The following is a 19,428-nucleotide window of genomic DNA, read 5'->3' as shown; positions in this document are numbered from 1 at the left end:
GGCTCATGCGAACGGAGCAGCAAGATTGGTTGAGAACGCCGGGCGCGTCAAGTTCAATGGAGGCTGGCCGACGGGCGGGCGCCGCGTCAGGTGGTGCCGCACAGGAGACAGGATGACGATTTCGAACGAAGCAGGCGGGACGGCGCGCGCGGCCGAGCGAGCGGCGGGCGTATTGCCGCCGCAGCCCGTGACGCTGACCGCGGCCGACGGCTACGCGTTGCGCGGCTACGTGTGGCGCCATCGCGGCGGCGGCGGTGGCGCCGGGCGGCCCGTGACGGTCATCAATTGCGCGACGTCGGTGCGCTGCGACTATTACTTCCGCTTCGCGGCGTGGCTGTTCGCGCAGGGGCGCGACGTGCTCGTCTACGACTATCGCGGCATCGGCGGATCGCGCCCCGCGCGGCTCGCGACGCTGCGCGCGAACTGGCTCGACTGGGGGCGGCTCGATTGCGAGGCCGCGCTGCAGTACGCGCGCGACGCGTTTGCGGGCCAGCCGCTCGACGTCGTCGCGCACAGCATCGGCGGCTGCGTGCTCGGGCTCGCGGCGTCGAACGCGTGTGTGCGTCATGTGGTGACCGTCGGCGCGCAGTATGCGTACTGGCGCGACTACCGGCCGCAAGAGCGGCGGCGCATGTGGTTGAAGTGGCACGTCGCGATGCCGGCGCTCGCGGCCGTGTTCGGCTATGTGCCCGCGAAACGGCTCGGCTGGATGGAAGACACGCCGCGCGGCGTCGCGCTGTCGTGGGTGCGCGCGCAACCGCGCTTCGAGGATGCCTACACGCATGGCCTGCTCGCCGAAACCGCGGCGAGCCGCGCCGCGTTGCCGACCCGCTTCGCGCGGCTGTCGGCGCCGATGCTCGCGATCGGCCTCGAAGACGACGGCTTCGGCACGGTCGACGCGATCGAACGGCTGGTCGGCTACTACACGGGCAGCGACGTCACGCATCTGCGGATCGCGCCGCGCGACATCGGCGTCGATGCGATCGGCCACTTTGCGTTCTTCCACAGCCGCTTCACCGACACGCTGTGGCCCGCCGCGTTGTACTGGCTGCAACACGGCGTGCTGCCGGCCGATGCGCCGGGCCACGTCCACGCGCGCCATCCGGCGCAGCGTGCGCGGCTGGCGGGAAGCGGCGTGCCGGGTGCCGTCGCACAAGGCTGACCGCGCCCGCAACCGGGTGGCCGCGTCGATCAGATGGCCGCGCCACCTGCCGCTGCCGGCGATTCCGGTCGCGACGCATCGATCCGCACCCGGCGCGATCGATTAACATCGGACGTTTGATTCGACTGCCTGCTGCGTGCCGATGTCCGTTCCGCCCGATTCCGAGATTTCCGCCGACCTGTCGCGCGCATGGCGCGTGCACCTGCTCGACCTGCCGCCTGCCGCGTCGCGTGCCGGCGTGCAGGTCGCGCGCATCGATTTCGACTGGCGCGTGCCGCTCGCGTCGCCCGCCTATGCGGCATTGAGCGACGCCGAGCGCGCGCGTGCCGGGCGCTATCTTCGACACGAGGATGCGGTGCGCAGCGCCGCGACGCGCGCCGCGCTGCGCGACGTGCTCGGCGCGGCGCTCGATCTGGCGCCGAACGATATCGCGATCGTCGTCGATGCATCGGGACGGCCGTCGCTGGATCCCGCGCATCGCGCATCGCTCGATTTCAACGTGTCGCACGCGGGCGATCACGCGCTCATCGCATGGACAGAGACGGGGCGCGTCGGCGTCGATATCGAAAGCTGCAACCGCACGACCGACTGGCGCGCGCTGACGGACGAAGTGTGCGCGGCCGCCGAGGCCGCGTTTCTCGACGGCCTGCCGCCCGGCGCGCGTGCCGACGCGTTCATGCGCGTGTGGTCCGCGAAGGAGGCGCTGCTCAAGGCGCTCGGCACCGGCATCGGCGGTGGGCTGCGCGCGTTCGCCGTCGTGCCGCCGCGCGACGCGGCGACGCCCGCGACGACGATCGTCGAGCCGGGCGCGCCGGCGGCCGGCGTGGCGGCGTTCGACGCGCTCTGGCTCGACGCGGCGCCCGGCTACGCGGCGTGCGTCGCGTGGACGCGCGCATGAGCCGAGGTCACCGCGCGGCGCTCACTCGAGCGGTGCGTCGTTCGGCGCCGCGTAGCGCGTCCTGATCACGTCGCTCATCGGGAAGTCGAACGCGAGCCCCTTCGGCGGCACCGGCTTCATGAACCACTTGTCGTACAGCGCATTGATCTCGCCGCTCTTCATCAGCTGCACGAGCACGCCGTCGACGAGCGCCTTGAACTGCGGATCGTCCTTGCGCAGCATGAATCCATACGCTTCCGACGACTGCGGCGTGCCGACGATCTGCCAGTCGGCCGGCTTCGCCGCGAGCTGGCGCACGCCCGCGAGCAGCACGTCGTCCATCATGTAGGCGGCCGCGCGGCCCGATTCGAGCGTGAGGCGTCCTTCGCCGTAGTCCTTCGCGCTGATGATCTGCATGTTCAGCTTCTTTTCCTCGTTCATCTTGCGCAGCAGGCGTTCGGACGTCGTGCCCTGGTTCGTCACGACCGTCTTGCCGGCGAGATCGGGGAAGTCGCGGATGCCCGAGCTCGTGCGCGTGAGCAGGCGCGTCGTCGCGACGAAGAAGGTGGTCGAGAACGCGACCTGCGCGTGGCGCGCGGCGAGATTGGTGGTCACCCCGCATTCGAGATCGACGGTGCCGTTCTGCACGAGCGGGATGCGGTTCTGCGACGTGACCGGGATGAAGCGCACCTGCAGGTCGGGCTTGCCGGTGCGCGCCTTCACGGCGGCGATCACGCGATCGCACAGGTCCTGCGAGAAGCCGATCACCTTGCCGCTCGCGTCAACGTAGGAGAACGGCACCGACGTTTCGCGGTGACCGATCGAGATCAGGCCGGCCTGCCGGATCTTCTCGAGCGTGCCGGACAGCGGCTCCGCGGCAAGCGACGCGCCGCACGCGAGCGCGCACGCGGCGACGAGCAGGCTGCGGCCGAAAAGGGCGGTCAACCGGGGCGGGATGGTCATGGCAGGTCTCCGAAGGCGGATGGCAGGAAGGTGCGGATTCGTATGTTGCCAAAGACAAAATAATTGCAACATATGTTAATTGCGGAGCCTGTCCGGCTACTCCTGCGGGCCGCACCCGACATCAGGGAAACTCCCGAGTCGAAATCATTAAAAACGGGGTTGTCTAGACAAGTTCCGATGGCTACACTGCAATCCATCCCGAACTTGTCTAGACAGGATTGCTCACATGATTACGTTGACCCCCGGCCACCTGACCCTCCCGCAACTGCGCAAGATCGCGCGCGAATCCGTGCAGCTCACGCTCGACCCGGCGAGCTTCGCGAAGATCGACGCCGGCGCGAAGGCCGTCGCCGACATCGCGGCGAAGGGCGAGCCGGCATACGGCATCAACACGGGCTTCGGCCGCCTGGCCAGCACGCACATCCCGCACGACCAGCTCGAGCTGCTGCAGAAGAACCTGGTGCTGTCGCACGCGGTCGGCGTGGGCGAGCCGATGGCGCGCTCGTCGGTGCGCCTGCTGATGGCACTGAAGCTGTCGAGCCTCGGCCGCGGCCACTCGGGCATTCGCCGCGAAGTGATGGATGCGCTGATCACGCTGTTCAACGCCGACGTGCTGCCGCTGATCCCGGTGAAGGGCTCGGTCGGCGCATCGGGCGACCTCGCGCCGCTCGCGCACATGTCGGCCGTGCTGCTCGGCGTCGGTGAAGTGTTCATCCGCGGCGAGCGCGCGAGCGCGCTCGATGGTCTGCGCGTCGCGGGCCTCGCGCCGCTGACGCTGCAGGCGAAGGAAGGCCTCGCGCTGCTGAACGGCACGCAGGCCTCGACGGCGCTGGCGCTCGACAACATGTTCTCGATCGAAGACCTGTACCGCACCGCGCTCGTCGCGGGTGCGCTGTCGGTCGACGCGGCAGCCGGCTCGGTGAAGCCGTTCGACGCACGCATCCACGAGCTGCGCGGCCATCGCGGCCAGATCGACGCGGCCGCGTCGTACCGCGACCTGCTCGACGGCTCGCCGATCAACCAGTCGCACCTCGACTGCGACAAGGTGCAGGATCCGTACAGCCTGCGCTGCCAGCCGCAGGTGATGGGCGCGTGCCTGGACCAGATGCGCCACGCGGCCGACGTGCTGCTGATCGAAGCGAACGCCGTGTCGGACAACCCGCTGATCTTCCCGGATACCGGCGAAGTGCTGTCGGGCGGCAACTTCCACGCTGAACCCGTCGCATTCGCGGCCGACAACCTCGCGCTCGCCGCGGCCGAAATCGGCGCGCTGGCCGAGCGCCGCATCGCGCTGCTGATCGACGCGACGCTGTCGGGCCTGCCCCCGTTCCTCGTGAAGGACGGCGGCGTGAACTCGGGCTTCATGATCGCCCACGTGACGGCTGCCGCGCTGGCATCGGAAAACAAGACGCTCGCGCACCCGGCATCGGTCGACTCGCTGCCGACCTCGGCGAACCAGGAAGACCACGTGTCGATGGCGACCTTCGCCGCGCGCAAGCTCGCCGACATCGCGGACAACACGAAGTACATCCTCGCGATCGAACTGCTGGCCGCCGCGCAGGGCGTCGACCTGCGCGCGCCGTACCACACGAGCCCGAAGCTCGCGCCGGTGATGGAAACGATCCGCAGCCATGTGGCGCACTACGAGCTCGACCACTACTTCGCACCGGACATCGCGGTGATCGCGAAGCTCGTCAGCGAGCGCGCGTTCGCGAAGGTCGCGCCGTTCTCGTTCGCATCGGAACAGTAAGCCCATGAGCGCGCCGGTCTACCAGGAGATCAAGGATTTCATCCTGGGCCGCATTCACGCCGGCGAGTGGGCGGAGGGCGACCAGGTGCCCTCCGAGAACGAACTGGCCCGCGAGTTCAAGGTCGCGCGCATGACCGTCAACCGCGCGTTGCGCGAGTTGACGGCCGAGCAGGTGCTCACGCGCATGAAGGGCGCGGGCACCTACGTCGCGCGGCCGAAGTACGAGTCGACGCTCGTCGCGATCCGCAGCATTTCGGAAGAGGTCGACGCGCGCGGGCATGCGTACCGCGCCAGCGTGCTCGGCCTCGACACGATCCGCGCCGACGAGGCGCTCGCCGACGAGATGCAGATGGCCGTGCGCGCAAAGCTGTTTTATTCGCAGGTGTTGCACTTCGAGAATGACGAACCCGTCCAGCTCGAAGAACGATGGGTGAATCCGGCGGTCGCGCCGGATTATGCCGAGCAGGATTTCACGAACACGACGCCGAACCTGTACCTGATGCGCGCGGCCCCGCTGCAGCGCGTCGAGTACCGGATCGAAGCGGCGGCTCCGGCGCCCGAGCGGCGCGAGCAGTTGCGGATGGACGACGTCGAGCCGTGTCTGGTTTTACATCGGCGTACCTGGTCGCAGGGCGTCGTCGCCTCGGTGGCGAATCTGTGGCACCCGGGCAGTCGTTATCGCTTCACCGGGCATTTCTGATTCCAATTGATCTTCACTTTCCTTCGGGAGCAGTTGTCATGAACCATCCGAAACACATCGATCCCCGTCTCGATCCGACGCGCACGATCCGCGCACCGCGCGGCAGCGAGAAGGTCTGCAAGACCTGGCTGGCCGAAGCGGCCTACCGGATGATCCAGAACAACCTGGATCCGGAAGTCGCCGAGCATCCGCACGCACTCGTCGTGTACGGCGGCATCGGCCGCGCGGCGCGCAACTGGGAATGCTACGACCAGATCCTCGCGTCGCTGAAGGATCTCGAGGACAACGAAACGCTGCTGATCCAGTCGGGCAAGCCGGTCGGCGTATTCCGCACGCACACGGATGCGCCGCGCGTGCTGCTCGCGAACTCGAACCTCGTGCCGCACTGGGCGAACTGGGATCACTTCCACGAGCTCGACCGCAAGGGCCTGATGATGTACGGCCAGATGACGGCCGGCAGCTGGATCTATATCGGCAGCCAGGGGATCGTGCAGGGCACCTATGAAACGTTCTTCTCGGTCGCGAACCAGCACTTCAACGGCGACCCCTCGGGCCGCTGGATCCTGACGGGCGGCCTGGGCGGCATGGGCGGCGCACAGCCGCTGGCCGCGACGATGGCGGGTTTCTCGATGATCGCGGTCGAATGCGACGAGACGCGCATCGACTTCCGCCTGAAGACCCGCTACGTCGACAAGAAGGCGACGACGCTCGACGAAGCGCTCGGCATGATCGACGAAGCGAAGCGCGCCGGCAAGCCGGTCTCGATCGGCCTGCTCGGCAACGCGGCCGACGTGTTCGCGGAACTCGTCAAGCGCGGCGTCACGCCCGATTGCGTGACCGACCAGACGAGCGCGCACGACCCGATCAACGGCTACCTGCCGCAAGGCTGGACCGTCGCGCAATGGCGCGAGGCGCAGAAGGTCGATCCGCAAAGCATCGTGAAGGTCGCGAAGCAGTCGATGGCCGAGCAGGTGCGCGCGATGCTGACGCTGCAGGAACGCGGCGCGGCCACGCTCGACTACGGCAACAACATCCGCCAGATGGCGCTGGAAATGGGTGTCGAGAACGCATTCGACTTCCCGGGCTTCGTGCCGGCCTATATCCGCCCGCTGTTCTGCGAAGGCAAGGGTCCGTTCCGCTGGGTCGCGCTGTCGGGCGATCCGGAAGACATCTACAAGACCGACCAGAAGGTGAAGGAGCTGATCCCCGACGACGCGCACCTGCACAACTGGCTCGACATGGCACGCGAGCGCATCGCGTTCCAGGGCCTGCCGGCACGGATCTGCTGGGTCGGCGTGAAGGATCGCTATCGCCTCGGCCAGGCGTTCAACGAGATGGTGAAGAACGGCGAACTGAAGGCCCCGATCGTGATCGGCCGCGACCACCTCGACACCGGTTCGGTCGCGAGCCCGAACCGCGAGACGGAATCGATGAAGGACGGTTCGGACGCCGTGAGCGACTGGCCGCTGCTGAACGCCCTGCTGAACACCGCGGGCGGCGCATCGTGGGTGTCGCTGCACCATGGCGGCGGCGTCGGGATGGGCTTCTCGCAGCACTCGGGCGTCGTGATCGTCGCCGACGGTACCGCCGAAGCGCACGAGCGCCTCGGCCGCGTGCTGCTGAACGATCCGGCGACAGGCGTGATGCGCCATGCGGATGCCGGCTACGAACTCGCGCAGCAGACGGCCCGCGAAGCCGGCCTGAAGCTGCCGATGCTCGGCCGCTGAGCATGACGGCGCTCGACCAGGCGCCGGTGCACGCAACACTGGCCGCCGCGATGATCCGCGCGGCGGATCTCGTTGCGTCGCCGTGGAAGAACGGCGGTGGCGTGACGCGCGAAATCGCGGCATTTTCGCCCCGGGGAACATCATCCGGGCCGGTGCCGGGCGCCGCGCTCGATGCGTTCGCATGGCGCGTGAGCGTCGCGGACGTCGACGCGGCCGGGCCGTTCTCGCGTTTCGACGGCGTCGACCGCACACTGGTGCTGCTGTCCGGCGCGGGCATGACGCTCACGGAAGCGGGCGGCGCGCGCCATGTGCTCGATGCGCCGCTCGCCCGTGCGGATTTCGCCGGCGAAACGGCGATCGACGCGACGCTGCACGACGGCCCGACCCGCGACTTCAACCTGATGACGCGCCGCTCGGCCGCGCGCGGGACCGTCGACGTGTGGCCCGAAGGCACGCACCGCGTCGAGCGCGCCGATACCGTGCTGCTGTTCTGCGCGACCGGCGCGGTCGGCGTCGAGATCGACGGCGCGCATTACGCGCTGCAGGAAATGGACACGCTGCGGCTCGACGGGCCGCGGCGTGCGTTTGACGTCGTCGTGAGCGGAGGCGGCGCGCTGCTCGCCGTGTCGCTCGCCGTCGGCGAACGAGACTGAACGCATGAAACCGACTGTCTGGCATCACCTGAGGCTGTGTCCGCACGGCCACCCCGACGAAACCATCGACGACGCGGCGATCGCCGTCGACGAAACCGGCACGATCGTGTGGCTCGGCGCGTTCTCCGCGCTGCCGCACGGTTACGCGCACTGGCAGCGGGAAGACCTGCACGGCGCGTGGGTGACGCCGGGCCTCGTCGACTGCCACACGCACCTCGTGTACGGCGGCACGCGCGCCGACGAGTTCGCGCAGCGCCTCGCCGGCGTCAGCTACGAGGAGATCGCGCGGCAGGGCGGCGGGATCGTGTCGACGGTGCGCGCGACGCGCGCGGCCGACGAGACGGCGCTGTTCGTGCAGGCCGCCGCACGTCTGCAGCCGCTGCTCGCGGAAGGCGTGAGCGCGATCGAGATCAAGTCGGGCTACGGGCTCGACCTCGCGAGCGAGCGCAAGATGCTGCGCGTCGCGCGCCAGCTCGGCGAGCGCTTCCCGGTCACCGTCTACACGACGTTCCTCGGCGCGCACGCGCTGCCGCCGGAATATGCGGGCCGCGCGGACGCATACATCGACGAAGTGTGCGAACGGATGCTGCCGACGCTGGCCGAGGAAGGCCTCGTCGACGCGGTCGACGTGTTCTGCGAGCGCATCGGCTTTTCGCTCGCGCAGACCGAGCGCGTGTTCGAGGCCGCGACGCGGCGCGGCCTGCCGGTGAAGCTGCACGCGGAGCAGTTGTCGAACGCGGGCGGCACCGCGCTGGCCGCGCGGTATCGCGCGCTGTCCGCCGACCACCTCGAATTTCTCGACGAAGCCGGCATCGAGGCGATGAAGGCGGCCGGCACGGTCGCCGTGCTGTTGCCCGGCGCGTACTACTTCATCCGCGAAACGCAATTGCCGCCGATCGAGCTGCTGCGCAAGCACGGCGTGCCGATCGCGCTCGCGACCGATCACAACCCCGGCACGTCGCCGCTCGAATCGCTGCTGCTGACGCTGAACATGGGCTGCACGCTGTTCCGGATGACGGTGCCCGAGGTGCTGCAGGGCGTGACGCGCCATGCGGCCGCGGCGCTCGGCCGTGCTGATCGGCACGGTGCGCTCGAGATCGGTCGCCAGGCCGATTTCGCGGTCTGGTCGGTCGGCTCGCTGTCGGAGCTCGCTTACTGGATCGGCCGGCCGCTGTGCGAGCAGGTCGTGCGCAGCGGTGCGACGGTGTTTCGCCGGATGAACGGCTAGCCTTGCAGGAGACGAGACTCACCATGACCGAAATGACGCTGTTCGCGGACCATGCCTACCTGCCCGACGGCTGGCGCCGCAACGTGCTGCTGCGCTGGGACGCGGCCGGCACGCTGACCGACGTGACGCCCGACACCGATGCGCCGGCGGGCGTCGCGCGCGCGGCCGGGCCCGTGCTGCCCGGCATGCCGAACCTGCATTCGCACGCGTTCCAGCGCGCGATGGCCGGGCTCACCGAATACCGCGCGAATCCCACCGACAGCTTCTGGAGCTGGCGCGACCTGATGTACCGCTTCGCGCTGAAGATCACGCCCGACGCGCTCGCGGCGATCGCGCGCTGGCTGTACGTCGAGATGCTCAAGTGCGGCTACACGTCGGTGTGCGAATTCCACTACGTGCACCACGCGCAGGACGGCTCGCGCTATCCGCAGCTCGCGGAGCTCGGCACGCGCGTGATCGACGCGGCGCGCTCGGCCGGCATCGGCATCACGATGCTGCCCGTGTCGTACCAGTTCGCCGGCTTCGGCAACAAGCCGCCGCGCGACGACCAGCGCCGCTTCATCAACACGCCGGACGGCCTGCTCGAACTGCTCGACGCGATGCGCCGCGTCGCGCCCGAGCACGGCGGGCTGCGCTACGGCGTCGCGCCGCACTCGCTGCGCGCGGTGTCCGAGAACGGGCTGCGCGTGCTGCTCGACGGCCTGCCCGACGACGCGCCGGTTCATATCCACATCGCCGAGCAGACGGCCGAAGTCGACGATTGCGTGCGTGCCTACGGCGCGCGGCCCGTGCAATGGCTGCTCGATCGCTTCGACGTCAACGCGCGCTGGTGCCTCGTGCACGCGACGCACGTCGATGCGGCCGAAACGGCGGCGCTCGCGAAGCGTCGTGCGGTGGCAGGCCTCTGCCTGACCACCGAAGCGAACCTCGGCGACGGCGTGTTCCCGGCCGTCGACTATCTCGCGCAGGGCGGCGTGATCGGTGTCGGCTCGGACAGCCATGCATCGGTCGACTGGCGCTCGGAGTTGCGCCTGCTCGAATACGGGCAGCGGCTCGTGCATCGCGCGCGCAACGTGCTCGCGAGTGACACGCAGGCGCATGTCGCCGACCGGTTGTTCGACGCATCGCTCGCGGGCGGCGCGCAGGCAAGCGGGCGGCGCATCGGTGCGCTGCGTGAAGGCTGCCGCGCCGACTGGCTCGTGCTCGATCCCGATCATCCCGCGATCGCCGAACACGGCAGCGCGGCCTGGCTGTCGGGCGCGGTGTTCGCCGAGCACGGCGATACGCCGGTGCTCGACGTCTACACCGGCGGCGAACGCGTCGTGAGCGGCCGCCGCCATCGCGACGAAACCGCTGCTTATGCCGACTACCGCGCCGCGCTGGCGCAACTGCTGCGCTGACGCGTGGCGCCCGGCGCACGCCGCGCGCGTGCGCCGGCAGACTTTTACGGTGATGCGACATGACTGAACAACCGGCTGTATTCACGCTGAAGCAGGGCACGCTGCCGCTGCTGATCTCGATCCCGCACGCAGGCACCCACATCCCCGACGACATCGCCGCGACGATGACGCCCGATGCGCGCTTCGTCGACGATTGCGACTGGCATCTCGAGCGGCTGTACGGGTTTGCGGCGACGCTCGGCGCATCGATCCTCGTGCCGTCGCACGCGCGTTACGTCGTCGACCTGAACCGTCCGCCTGACAACGAGAACTTGTACCCGGGACAGGATACGACCGGGCTCGTGCCGGTCGACACGTTCGACAAGGCGCCGTTGTATCCGCCGAATGCGCTGCCCGGCAACGACGAGATCATGCGCCGCCGCGACCGCTACTGGCGCCCGTATCACGACGCGCTGCAAGGCGAGATCGCGCGCCTGAAGCGCGAGCATGACCGCGTGCTCGTGTGGGAAGCGCATTCGATCCGCTCGCACGTGCCGCGATTCTTCGAAGGCCGCCTGCCGGACTTCAACTTCGGCACGTCGAGCGGCGCGAGCGCCGCGCCCGGCCTTGCCGAGGCGCTGGCCGCATGCGTGAACGCGCACGGCGGTTATACGGCGGTCGCGAACGGGCGGTTCAAGGGCGGCTACATCACGCGTCACTACGGCGTGCCCGCCACCGGCGTCGAAGCCGTGCAACTCGAACTGTCGCAGATCACCTACATGGAAGAGACGCGTCCGTACGCGTACGACGAAGCGCGCGCCGCGCGGCTCGTGCCGCTGCTGCAAACGCTCGTCGAAACCGCGCTCGCGCATCGCTGATCCGTCGGCACGCTGCGTGCGGCGGTGCGGTAATATTTTCCGCACTGGCTTGCCGGCACGCGGTGTGCAGGCTGACGCAGCGCACAAAACGGCATCGATCCGAACGGTCGATGCCGTTTTTTTGTCTGATCGATGTCGGGATCGGCACCCTAAAATTTGACGCAATTTTTAGGTGATATAAGCTGAATGTCAGGAAGTCGTCACGCGCGCACCGGCGGCGACGGCGTCGATTGGCGCCGTACCGTGCCGGAATCCGATGCGAGACACCTTGCCTACGTGTCGCCGCACGGCATTGCCGCCTGCGCTTCACCGCGACACGTGTCCTGTCTTCATCAGTCAGTCGAGTACGATCGTGAAAGCCGCCAGCCCTTCGATACGCCGGACCCGAAGTCCGTCGGCGGGCGCGCCGCCTCAGGCCGGGCCGATCCGGCATGCTGATCGCGGCACGCGCGCCGCCCTCATACGCGAGCCTGGTTTCTTCGCTGTGTCCCATCGCGGCCTGCGCCGCTTCAACCTCGTGACCGCGCACCTGTTCAGCGCGGTGCAGCGCGACGGCAGCGCTTCATTGTTGCCCTAGTGTCGTTTTCCGTGTTCGCATCGGGTCGTACCGTCTGTTGCCGCACCGTGCGCGCGGCATGATCGCGCACGGGCGCATGCTTCGCCACGGCGGGCTTCCATCGTTCTGCGCGTCCGGACGCGTCGCGCGCTTATCGCGGAGGCGATCATGCGAGCACGCCCGATCGTAGCCGTCACCGCCGACCGCATCCTGCGCGGCGCCCATCCGAGCCACACGGCCGGCGAGAAGTATCTCGTCGCGCTGGTCGACGGCGCCGGCGCGCTGGCGTTCGTGCTGCCCGCACTGGGTGCGCGGCAGCCGGTCGACGCGATCGTTGCGTCCGTCGACGGGCTGCTGCTGACCGGCAGCTATTCGAACGTCGAGCCGCATCACTACGGCGGCCCGGCGAGTACGCCCGACACGCTGCACGACCCCGCGCGCGATGCGACCGCGCTGCCGCTGATCCGCGCGGCGATCGATGCCGGCGTGCCGGTGCTCGCGATCTGCCGCGGCATGCAGGAGCTGAACGTCGCGTACGGCGGCACGCTGCATCAGCGGCTGCATGCGAGCCCCGGTTTCCATGACCATCGCGAGCGCGACGGCGATCCGCTCGAGCGCCAGTACGGCCCCGCGCATCGCATTCAGCTTGCGCCGGGCGGCCTGCTGCAACGAATCGCGCGCGGCGCGCACGACGCGATGGTCAATTCGCTGCACGACCAGGGCGTCGCGCGGCTCGGCGCGGGGCTCGCGGTCGAAGCGAGCGCGCCCGACGGGCTGATCGAGGCGGTCAGCGTGCGCGGTGCGCGCGCGTTCGCGCTCGGCGTGCAGTGGCATCCCGAATGGCGTTTCGCGGAACAGCCGCTGTCGCGCGACATCTTCGCGGCATTCGGCGCGGCGTGCCGCGCGCGCATGACCCACCGCATTCATGCGGCCGGCGGCACCATGCCGTCGCCGGCCGCATCCGACATCGACTGAACGAGGCCGATCATGCAACCCGAACTGAGCGAATTCCTGCGTCAGCACCGCATCACCGAAGTCGAGGCGATCATTCCCGACATGGCCGGCATCGCGCGCGGCAAGATCATTCCGCGCAACAAATTCGAATCCGGCGAATCGATGCGCCTGCCTCAGGCCGTGATGGTGCAGACCGTCACCGGCGACTATCCGGAGGACGGCACGCTGACCGGTGTGACCGATCCCGACATGGTGTGCGTGCCCGACCCATCGACGATCTGCCTGGTTCCGTGGGCCGTCGATCCGACCGCGCAGGTGATCCACGATTGCGTGCATTTCGATGGCTCGCCGGTCGAGATCTCGCCGCGCTACGTGTTGCGCCGCGTGCTCGACCTGTACAAGGCGAAGGGCTGGAATCCCGTCGTCGCGCCCGAGCTCGAGTTCTATCTGGTCGACATGAACGCGGATCCCGACCTGCCGTTGCGTCCGCCGATCGGGCGCACCGGCCGCGCGGAAACCGGCCGGCAGTCGTATTCGATCGAGGCGGTCAACGAGTTCGATCCGCTGTTCGAGGACATCTACGAGTATTGCGAGATGCAGGGTCTCGACATCGAGACGCTGATCCACGAAGTCGGCGCCGCGCAGATGGAGATCAACTTCGTGCACGGCGACGCGCTGTCGCTGGCCGACCAGGTGTTCCTGTTCAAGCGCACGGTGCGCGAGGCGGCGCTGCGGCACAACATGTACGCGACATTCATGGCCAAGCCGATGGAAGGCGAGCCGGGCTCCGCGATGCACATCCACCAGAGCCTCGCCGATGTGCACACCGGTCGCAACCTGTTCGCCGAAGAAGACGGGGTCGTGTCGCCGATGTTCCACAGCTATCTCGCGGGGCTGCAGAAGTACACGCCCGCGCTGATGCCGATCTTCGCGCCGTACATCAACTCGTATCGCCGGCTGTCGCGCTTCATGGCCGCGCCGATCAACGTGCAGTGGGGCTACGACAACCGCACGGTCGGCTTCCGCATCCCGCAGTCGACGCCGGTCGCGCGGCGCATCGAGAACCGGATTCCGGGCGTCGACTGCAACCCGTACCTCGCGTTCGCGGCCACGCTCGCGGCCGGCTATCTCGGCCTCACGCAGCAGCTCGCGCCGACCGAACCGATCGCGTCCGACGGCTACGACCTGCCGTACCAGCTGCCGCGCAATCTCGAGGAGGGCATCTCGCTGATGGCCGCGTGCACGCCGCTCGCCGGCATTCTCGGCGACAAGTTCGTGAAGGCGTACCTGGCGCTGAAGGAAACCGAATACGAAGCGTTCTTCCGCGTGATCAGCTCGTGGGAACGCCGCCATTTGCTGCTGCACGTGTGAGTGTGCGGCGCTGTTTTACGGAGGAAACATGACCGATCGAAACGAAGCCTTCCCGCCGCACTCGACCGCCGAATACCGCGCGCTCGACGCCGCGCATCATATTCACCCGTTCTCTGACATGGGCGCGCTCAATCGCGCGGGCAGCCGCGTGATCGTGAAGGGCGACGGCGTCTACTTATCGGACTCCGACGGCAACAAGGTGATCGACGGGATGGCCGGCCTCTGGTGCGTGAATGTCGGCTACGGCCGCAAGGAGCTCGCCGACGCCGCGTATCGCCAGCTGCAGGAACTGCCGTTCTACAACACGTTCTTCAAGACCACGCACCCGCCGGTGATCGAACTGTCGGCGCTGCTCGCCGAACTCACGCCCGCGGGCTTCAACCACTTCTTCTATTGCAACAGCGGCTCGGAAGGCAACGACACCGTGCTGCGCGTCGTGCACCAGTACTGGCGCGTGCAGGGCCAGCCGCAGAAGAAGTTCGTGATCTCGCGCAAGAATGGCTACCACGGCTCGACGATCGCGGGCGGCACGCTCGGCGGGATGGGCTACATGCACGAGCAGATGCCGTCGAAGGTCGAGCACATCGTGCACATCGACCAGCCGTATTTCTTCGGTGAAGCGCAAGCCGGCGAGACGCCCGAAGCATTCGGCCTCGCACGCGCGAAGCAGCTCGAGGCGAAGATTCTCGAACTCGGCGCGGAGAACGTCGCCGCGTTCATCGGCGAGCCGTTCCAGGGCGCGGGCGGCGTGATCTTCCCGCCGTCGACGTACTGGCCGGAAATCCAGCGGATCTGTCGCAAGTACGACATCCTGCTCGTCGCCGACGAAGTGATCGGCGGCTTCGGGCGCACCGGCGAATGGTTCGCACACCAGCACTTCGGCTTCGAGCCGGACCTGATCACGATGGCCAAGGGCCTGACGTCGGGTTACGTGCCGATGGGTGCGGTGGGCATTCGCGAGCGCATCGCGCGGCCGATCATCGACAACGGCGAATTCAATCATGGCCTCACGTACTCGGGTCACCCGGTGGCGGCAGCCGTCGCGGTCGCGAACCTGAAGCTGCTGCGCGACGAAGGGATCGTCGAGCGCGTGAAGCGCGACATCGGGCCGTATTTCCAGCGCCGGCTGCGGGAAGCCCTCGGCGATCATCCGATCGTCGGCGAGATCGCGGGAGCGGGGCTGGTCGCGGGCGTTCAACTGGCACGCGACCGGAGCCGGCGCGAGCGATTCGGCGCGGACGTCGATATCGGCACGATCTGCCGCGACTTCTGTTTCAACGGCAACCTGATCATGCGCGCGACCGGCGACCGGATGCTGCTGTCGCCGCCGCTCGTGATCCGGGAGGCGGAAGTCGACGAGATCGTCGACAAGGCGCGGCGTGCGTTCGACGCGACGGCGGAGCGGGTGGGGCGAGGCAAGTGAATGGTCGCGGTGCTTCGATGACATGCCGTCGAAGCGCCGACTCTTGAACGGGGTGGGCGAGCCCGAAGCATTCGGCAGCAGAGGAGGGGCGCAGAAAAGCGACCGCAAAACGAAAAGGGCCTGCGTCGTGAGACGCAGGCCCTTGAATTCTTTGGTGGGCGGTACTGGGATCGAACCAGTGACCCCTGCCGTGTGAAGGCAGTGCTCTACCGCTGAGCTAACCGCCCAAAGAAGCTGAAATTATGTCAGAGCTTTTAGGGTTCGTAAAGCCCTTTCTTCAAATATTTTTCAGGTTCGTGCAGCAATCCATCAGCCGACCGTCGACGGCTCGACGAGATCGAGGATCGAGCCGTCGCGCTTGAGCGTCGCGAGCACGATGCTCGAATTGATCGACATCACGCCCGCCGCGCGGTGCAGCCGATTGATCACGAAGTCCGAGTAGTGGTCGAGGTCGCGCGCCCGCACCGTCAGCACGTAGTTCGAGCCGCCCGTCACGATCTGCGCGGCGATCACTTCCGGCCACGCCTGGATCGCCTCCACGAACCGGTCGTGCCACTCGGGCACGTCCGGCCGCATCGACACATGCACCAGCGCCTCGAACGCGACGCCGACCTTCTTCGGCTCGATCGTGCAGCGATACCCCGCAATAGCGCCGCGTTCCTCGAGCAGCTTCACGCGCCGCAGGCACGCCGACGGCGACAGCGCGACCGCGTTCGCGAGGTCCTGATTGCTGATGCGGCCGTCCCGCTCGAGGTGCCGCAGGATCCGCATGTCGGTTCGATCCAAAGTCATTTCGCAGAATCCCGTGAATTTTGAGATGCCAGGCGCAGACTCTACTGCAATCGACGCGATTCGTCATCGAAAAGTGAGGCTCATTCTATTTCGTCCTCGATAACATGCGCCCCATGCCTCGACCGCACGGCCTGACGCGCTGTCACGCCGCCGGCCGTATCGCCGCCTTCAACTCCTACCGTCATTCCGCCATGTACGAACATGTTCCCGCCTATCCGGGCGACCCGATCCTGTCGCTGTTTCAGGCGTTCCAGCAGGATGCGCATCCGCACAAGGTCAACCTCAGCATCGGCCTCTACTACGACGACGCGGGCCGCATCCCGGTGCTGGAGAGCACGCGTCTCGCGGCCGAGCGCGTGAGCCAGGCCGGCGCGCCGCACACGTATCTGCCGATGGAAGGGCTCGCCGCGTACCGGCACGGCGTGCAGCGTCTCGTGTTCGGCGCCGGCTGCGCGGCGCTCGCGCAAGGGCGCATCGCGACACTGCAGACGCTCGGCGGCTCGGGCGCGCTGCGGCTCGGCGCCGAGTTCGTGAAGCGCTATTTCCCCGACAGCGCGATCTGGATCAGCGATCCGACGTGGGACAACCATCGCGTGATCTTCTCGGCGGCCGGCCTCGACGTGCACACGTATCCGTACTACGACGAAGCGCGCAACGATCTTCGCGTCGACGCGATGCTCGCGGCGCTCGATGCGCTGCCCGCGCGCAGCATCGTGCTGCTGCAGCCGTGCTGTCACAACCCGACGGGCCTCGACCTCGGCCGCGACGCGTGGCGCGCGGTGATCGACGTGCTCGCGCGCCGCGGGCTGATTCCCTTCCTCGACATGGCGTACCAGGGCTTCGGCGACGGGCTCGACGACGACGCATGGGCCGTGCGCGCGATCGTCGAAGCCGGGCTGCCGGCGATCGTCAGCAACTCGTTGTCGAAGAATTTCTCGCTGTACGGCGAGCGCGTCGGCGGGCTGTCGATCGTCTGCACGAGCGCGGGCGAAGCGGCGACGGTGCTGAGCCAGTTGCAAGCCGGCGTGCGCCGCACCTATTCGAGTCCGCCGCTGTTCGGCGCGCAGCTCGTGTCGACCGTGCTGAACGACGACGTGCTGCGCGCGTGTTGGGAGGACGAAGTCGCGGAGGTGCGCGCGCGCATCAAGCGCATGCGCGGCGCGCTGAAGGCGCGGCTCGACGCGCGCCTGCCCGCGCCCGCGTTCGATGCACTCGTCACGCAGCGCGGGATGTTCAGCTATACGGGCATCGCCGCGACCGACGTGGACCGCCTGCGTGCGTCGCACGGCGTCTACCTGCTGCGCTCGGGCCGCATGTGCATCGCCGGCCTGAACGACGCGAACCTCGACCATGTCGCGAACGCGATCGCCGACGTGCTCGGCGGCACGTCGCGCCAGGCCGCCTGAGCGGCCGACCCCGAACCGAAGGAGGACACCATGGCAGACACGATCCCGGTCGACTTGCCGCAACTGGCCCAGCCGTTCTCGTGGGCGACCCGCGCGGGCGGGCTGATGTTTACCGGCCACGGGCCGGTCGATGCATCCGGCGCGATCGCCGGCGACACGATGACCGACCAGGCGCACATCACGCTCGGCAATCTCGCGAAGGCCGTCGCGGCGGCCGGCGCGACGATGGACGACGTCGCGCAGGTGCTTGTCTATCTGTCCGACGTGAAGGCGATGCCGGAATTCGACGCCGAATACCGGCGCCACTTCCGCGAACCGTATCCGAACCGCACATGCGTGGGCGTGCAGGGCTTCGCGCATCCGGCGATGCGCGTCGAACTCGTCGCGTACGTCGCGCTGCCGGCGGCGCGCGACTAGCACCACGCCGCGTGGCGCGGCTTGCAGTACCCGTAATCACCAGCAATCACCAGCAAACCCCAAGAAGTGCAACAAGGATAAAGACAAGGATGGAGACGAACGTGACGAGAATGATTCGATTCGCAGTACCGACGATGGCGGGCCTGCTCGCCGCGAGCGGCGCGATGGCGCAGGGCAGCGTGACGCTGTACGGCATCGTCGACCAGAGCATCCGCTACACGACGCATGCGAATGCGTCGAACGACGCGAGCGTGCAGATGACCAACGGCGCGATCACCAACAGCCGCTGGGGCCTGAAGGGCAGCGAAGCGCTCGGCGGCGGGCTGAAGGCGATCTTCCAGCTCGAGAGCGGCTTCGAGCCGCAGAACGGGCAGCTTGACGGCGCGCTGTTCGGCCGCTACGCGTATGTCGGCCTCGCGAGCGACTGGGGCACCGTGAAGCTCGGCCGGCAGGCGACCGAGGCGTTCAACCTGTTCGGCGATCTCGATCCGCTGACGGTCGGCAACGACACGGCCAACATGTGGCCGTACTTCCTCACGCAGGGCCGCGCAAGCAACACCGTCAGCTACGACGGCACGTTCGGCGGCCTGGACATCGGCGCGAGCTACGGTTTCGGCGGCGTCGCGGGCAGCCTCGGCGCGAATGCGTACTGGGGCACGCACGTGTCGTACACGCTCGGCGGACTGATGGTCGGCGCGACCTACCAGCAGGTGCGTGACCTGAACAGCCGTGCACAGCAGGCATGGGGCGCGGGCGCACGCTACGCGTTCGGCGCGGCGACGCTGTACGCCGGCTATCTCGGCGGCATCGACCGCACGGGCATGCTCGACCGGCAACTGCTGAACGCGCCGGGCCGCGACGTGACCTACGGTTCGTTCGCCGACAACCCGCGCCGCGACGCGATCTTCTATACCGGCGTGAGCGTGAAGGTCACGCCGGCGGTATCGGTGACGGGCGTCGGTTACTACGACGACATCCGCAACGTGAACGGCGTGGCAGGTAACGGCGGCAAGCGCTATACGGGCGTGCTCGAGGCCGAGTACGCACTGTCGAAGGCGACGCAGGTCTATGCGACGCTCGACTACAACCGGGTGAGCGGCGGCGTGTTCACCGAAATGCCCGGACGCGGCAACCAGACGGGCATCGCGGGCGGCCTGCGCCACCTGTTCTGAGTACGCGGCGCGCGGTGGCC

Annotated in this window: 17 protein-coding genes and 1 tRNA gene; 15 read left to right on the top strand and 3 right to left on the bottom strand. The window is 68.1% G+C overall.

Translation table 11 applies throughout. The features are described from left to right. The first annotated feature begins 112 nt into the window (after positions 1 to 112). Positions 113 to 1,162, top strand: coding sequence for an alpha/beta fold hydrolase (locus LMA02_RS11150; RefSeq protein ID WP_228904908.1), 1,050 nt, complete (start codon positions 113 to 115; stop codon positions 1,160 to 1,162). A 142-nt stretch (positions 1,163 to 1,304) separates the two neighbouring features. Continuing rightward, positions 1,305 to 2,060, top strand: coding sequence for a 4'-phosphopantetheinyl transferase family protein (locus tag LMA02_RS11145; RefSeq protein WP_228904906.1), 756 nt, complete (start codon positions 1,305 to 1,307; stop codon positions 2,058 to 2,060). Positions 2,061 to 2,081: 21 nt separating this feature from the next. Here the strand turns inward: LMA02_RS11145 and LMA02_RS11140 are convergent, their stop codons facing one another. Continuing rightward, on the bottom strand, positions 2,082 to 3,002 hold the full coding sequence (locus LMA02_RS11140; protein ID WP_175670762.1) for a glutamate/aspartate ABC transporter substrate-binding protein: 921 nt from the start codon (positions 3,000 to 3,002) through the stop codon (positions 2,082 to 2,084). A gap of 226 nt (positions 3,003 to 3,228) precedes the next feature. Between LMA02_RS11140 and hutH the strand changes: the two genes are divergently transcribed. The 10 genes from hutH (at position 3,229) to LMA02_RS11090 (ending at position 15,621) form a co-directional block, all read left to right on the top strand. Beyond that, on the top strand, positions 3,229 to 4,752 hold the full coding sequence (gene hutH / locus LMA02_RS11135) for a histidine ammonia-lyase (protein ID WP_228904904.1): 1,524 nt from the start codon (positions 3,229 to 3,231) through the stop codon (positions 4,750 to 4,752). 4 nt (positions 4,753 to 4,756) lie between these two features. After that, positions 4,757 to 5,452, top strand: a complete 696-nt coding sequence (gene hutC, locus LMA02_RS11130) for a histidine utilization repressor (RefSeq protein WP_006754586.1) — start codon at positions 4,757 to 4,759, stop codon at positions 5,450 to 5,452. A 38-nt stretch (positions 5,453 to 5,490) separates the two neighbouring features. After that, positions 5,491 to 7,179, top strand: coding sequence for a urocanate hydratase (gene hutU, locus LMA02_RS11125; RefSeq protein ID WP_166725203.1), 1,689 nt, complete (start codon positions 5,491 to 5,493; stop codon positions 7,177 to 7,179). Positions 7,180 to 7,181: 2 nt separating this feature from the next. Then, on the top strand, positions 7,182 to 7,832 hold the full coding sequence (locus LMA02_RS11120; protein ID WP_228904903.1) for a HutD family protein: 651 nt from the start codon (positions 7,182 to 7,184) through the stop codon (positions 7,830 to 7,832). Between the two features lie 4 nt (positions 7,833 to 7,836). Beyond that, positions 7,837 to 9,060, top strand: a complete 1,224-nt coding sequence (hutI, locus tag LMA02_RS11115) for an imidazolonepropionase (protein WP_228904902.1) — start codon at positions 7,837 to 7,839, stop codon at positions 9,058 to 9,060. A gap of 23 nt (positions 9,061 to 9,083) precedes the next feature. After that, the gene (locus tag LMA02_RS11110) at positions 9,084 to 10,460 is read left to right on the top strand and encodes a formimidoylglutamate deiminase (RefSeq protein WP_228904901.1); all 1,377 of its coding nucleotides are present in this window, start codon (positions 9,084 to 9,086) and stop codon (positions 10,458 to 10,460) included. Between the two features lie 59 nt (positions 10,461 to 10,519). Then, entirely contained in the window at positions 10,520 to 11,317 is a 798-nt protein-coding gene (gene hutG, locus LMA02_RS11105) for an N-formylglutamate deformylase (RefSeq protein ID WP_228904900.1), read from the top strand. A gap of 724 nt (positions 11,318 to 12,041) precedes the next feature. Then, positions 12,042 to 12,848, top strand: a complete 807-nt coding sequence (locus LMA02_RS11100; RefSeq protein ID WP_228904899.1) for a gamma-glutamyl-gamma-aminobutyrate hydrolase family protein — start codon at positions 12,042 to 12,044, stop codon at positions 12,846 to 12,848. 12 nt (positions 12,849 to 12,860) lie between these two features. After that, positions 12,861 to 14,198 (top strand): glutamine synthetase family protein, encoded by a 1,338-nt coding sequence (locus tag LMA02_RS11095; RefSeq protein WP_165751698.1) that lies wholly within the window; start codon positions 12,861 to 12,863, stop codon positions 14,196 to 14,198. Positions 14,199 to 14,226: 28 nt separating this feature from the next. Beyond that, positions 14,227 to 15,621: an aspartate aminotransferase family protein gene (locus LMA02_RS11090; protein WP_228904898.1), complete on the top strand. Its 1,395-nt coding sequence runs from the start codon at positions 14,227 to 14,229 to the stop codon at positions 15,619 to 15,621. Positions 15,622 to 15,773: 152 nt separating this feature from the next. Here LMA02_RS11090 and LMA02_RS11085 read toward each other — a convergent pair. Together LMA02_RS11085 and LMA02_RS11080 are read right to left on the bottom strand one after the other, a co-directional pair. Further along, positions 15,774 to 15,848, bottom strand: a tRNA-Val gene (locus LMA02_RS11085). A gap of 82 nt (positions 15,849 to 15,930) precedes the next feature. Then, the gene (locus tag LMA02_RS11080; protein ID WP_228904896.1) at positions 15,931 to 16,413 is read right to left on the bottom strand and encodes an Lrp/AsnC family transcriptional regulator; all 483 of its coding nucleotides are present in this window, start codon (positions 16,411 to 16,413) and stop codon (positions 15,931 to 15,933) included. Between the two features lie 191 nt (positions 16,414 to 16,604). Here LMA02_RS11080 and LMA02_RS11075 point away from each other — a divergent pair, with 191 nt between their 5' ends. The 3 genes from LMA02_RS11075 to LMA02_RS11065 all read left to right on the top strand — a co-directional run bounded on the left by LMA02_RS11075 (position 16,605) and on the right by LMA02_RS11065 (position 19,408). Further along, positions 16,605 to 17,819 (top strand): amino acid aminotransferase, encoded by a 1,215-nt coding sequence (locus LMA02_RS11075; RefSeq protein WP_228904894.1) that lies wholly within the window; start codon positions 16,605 to 16,607, stop codon positions 17,817 to 17,819. Between the two features lie 30 nt (positions 17,820 to 17,849). Further along, the gene (locus LMA02_RS11070; RefSeq protein WP_228904892.1) at positions 17,850 to 18,236 is read left to right on the top strand and encodes a RidA family protein; all 387 of its coding nucleotides are present in this window, start codon (positions 17,850 to 17,852) and stop codon (positions 18,234 to 18,236) included. A gap of 110 nt (positions 18,237 to 18,346) precedes the next feature. After that, a complete protein-coding gene (locus LMA02_RS11065; RefSeq protein ID WP_228904891.1) occupies positions 18,347 to 19,408 on the top strand; it encodes a porin in 1,062 nt (353 codons plus the stop codon). The last annotated feature ends 20 nt before the right edge of the window (positions 19,409 to 19,428 follow it).

The organism is Burkholderia sp. B21-005 (assembly GCF_020843965.1).
Classification (GTDB): domain Bacteria; phylum Pseudomonadota; class Gammaproteobacteria; order Burkholderiales; family Burkholderiaceae; genus Burkholderia; species Burkholderia ambifaria.
Note: the sequence above shows the minus strand (reverse complement) of the source record. Positions and strands in the feature narration are given on the sequence as shown.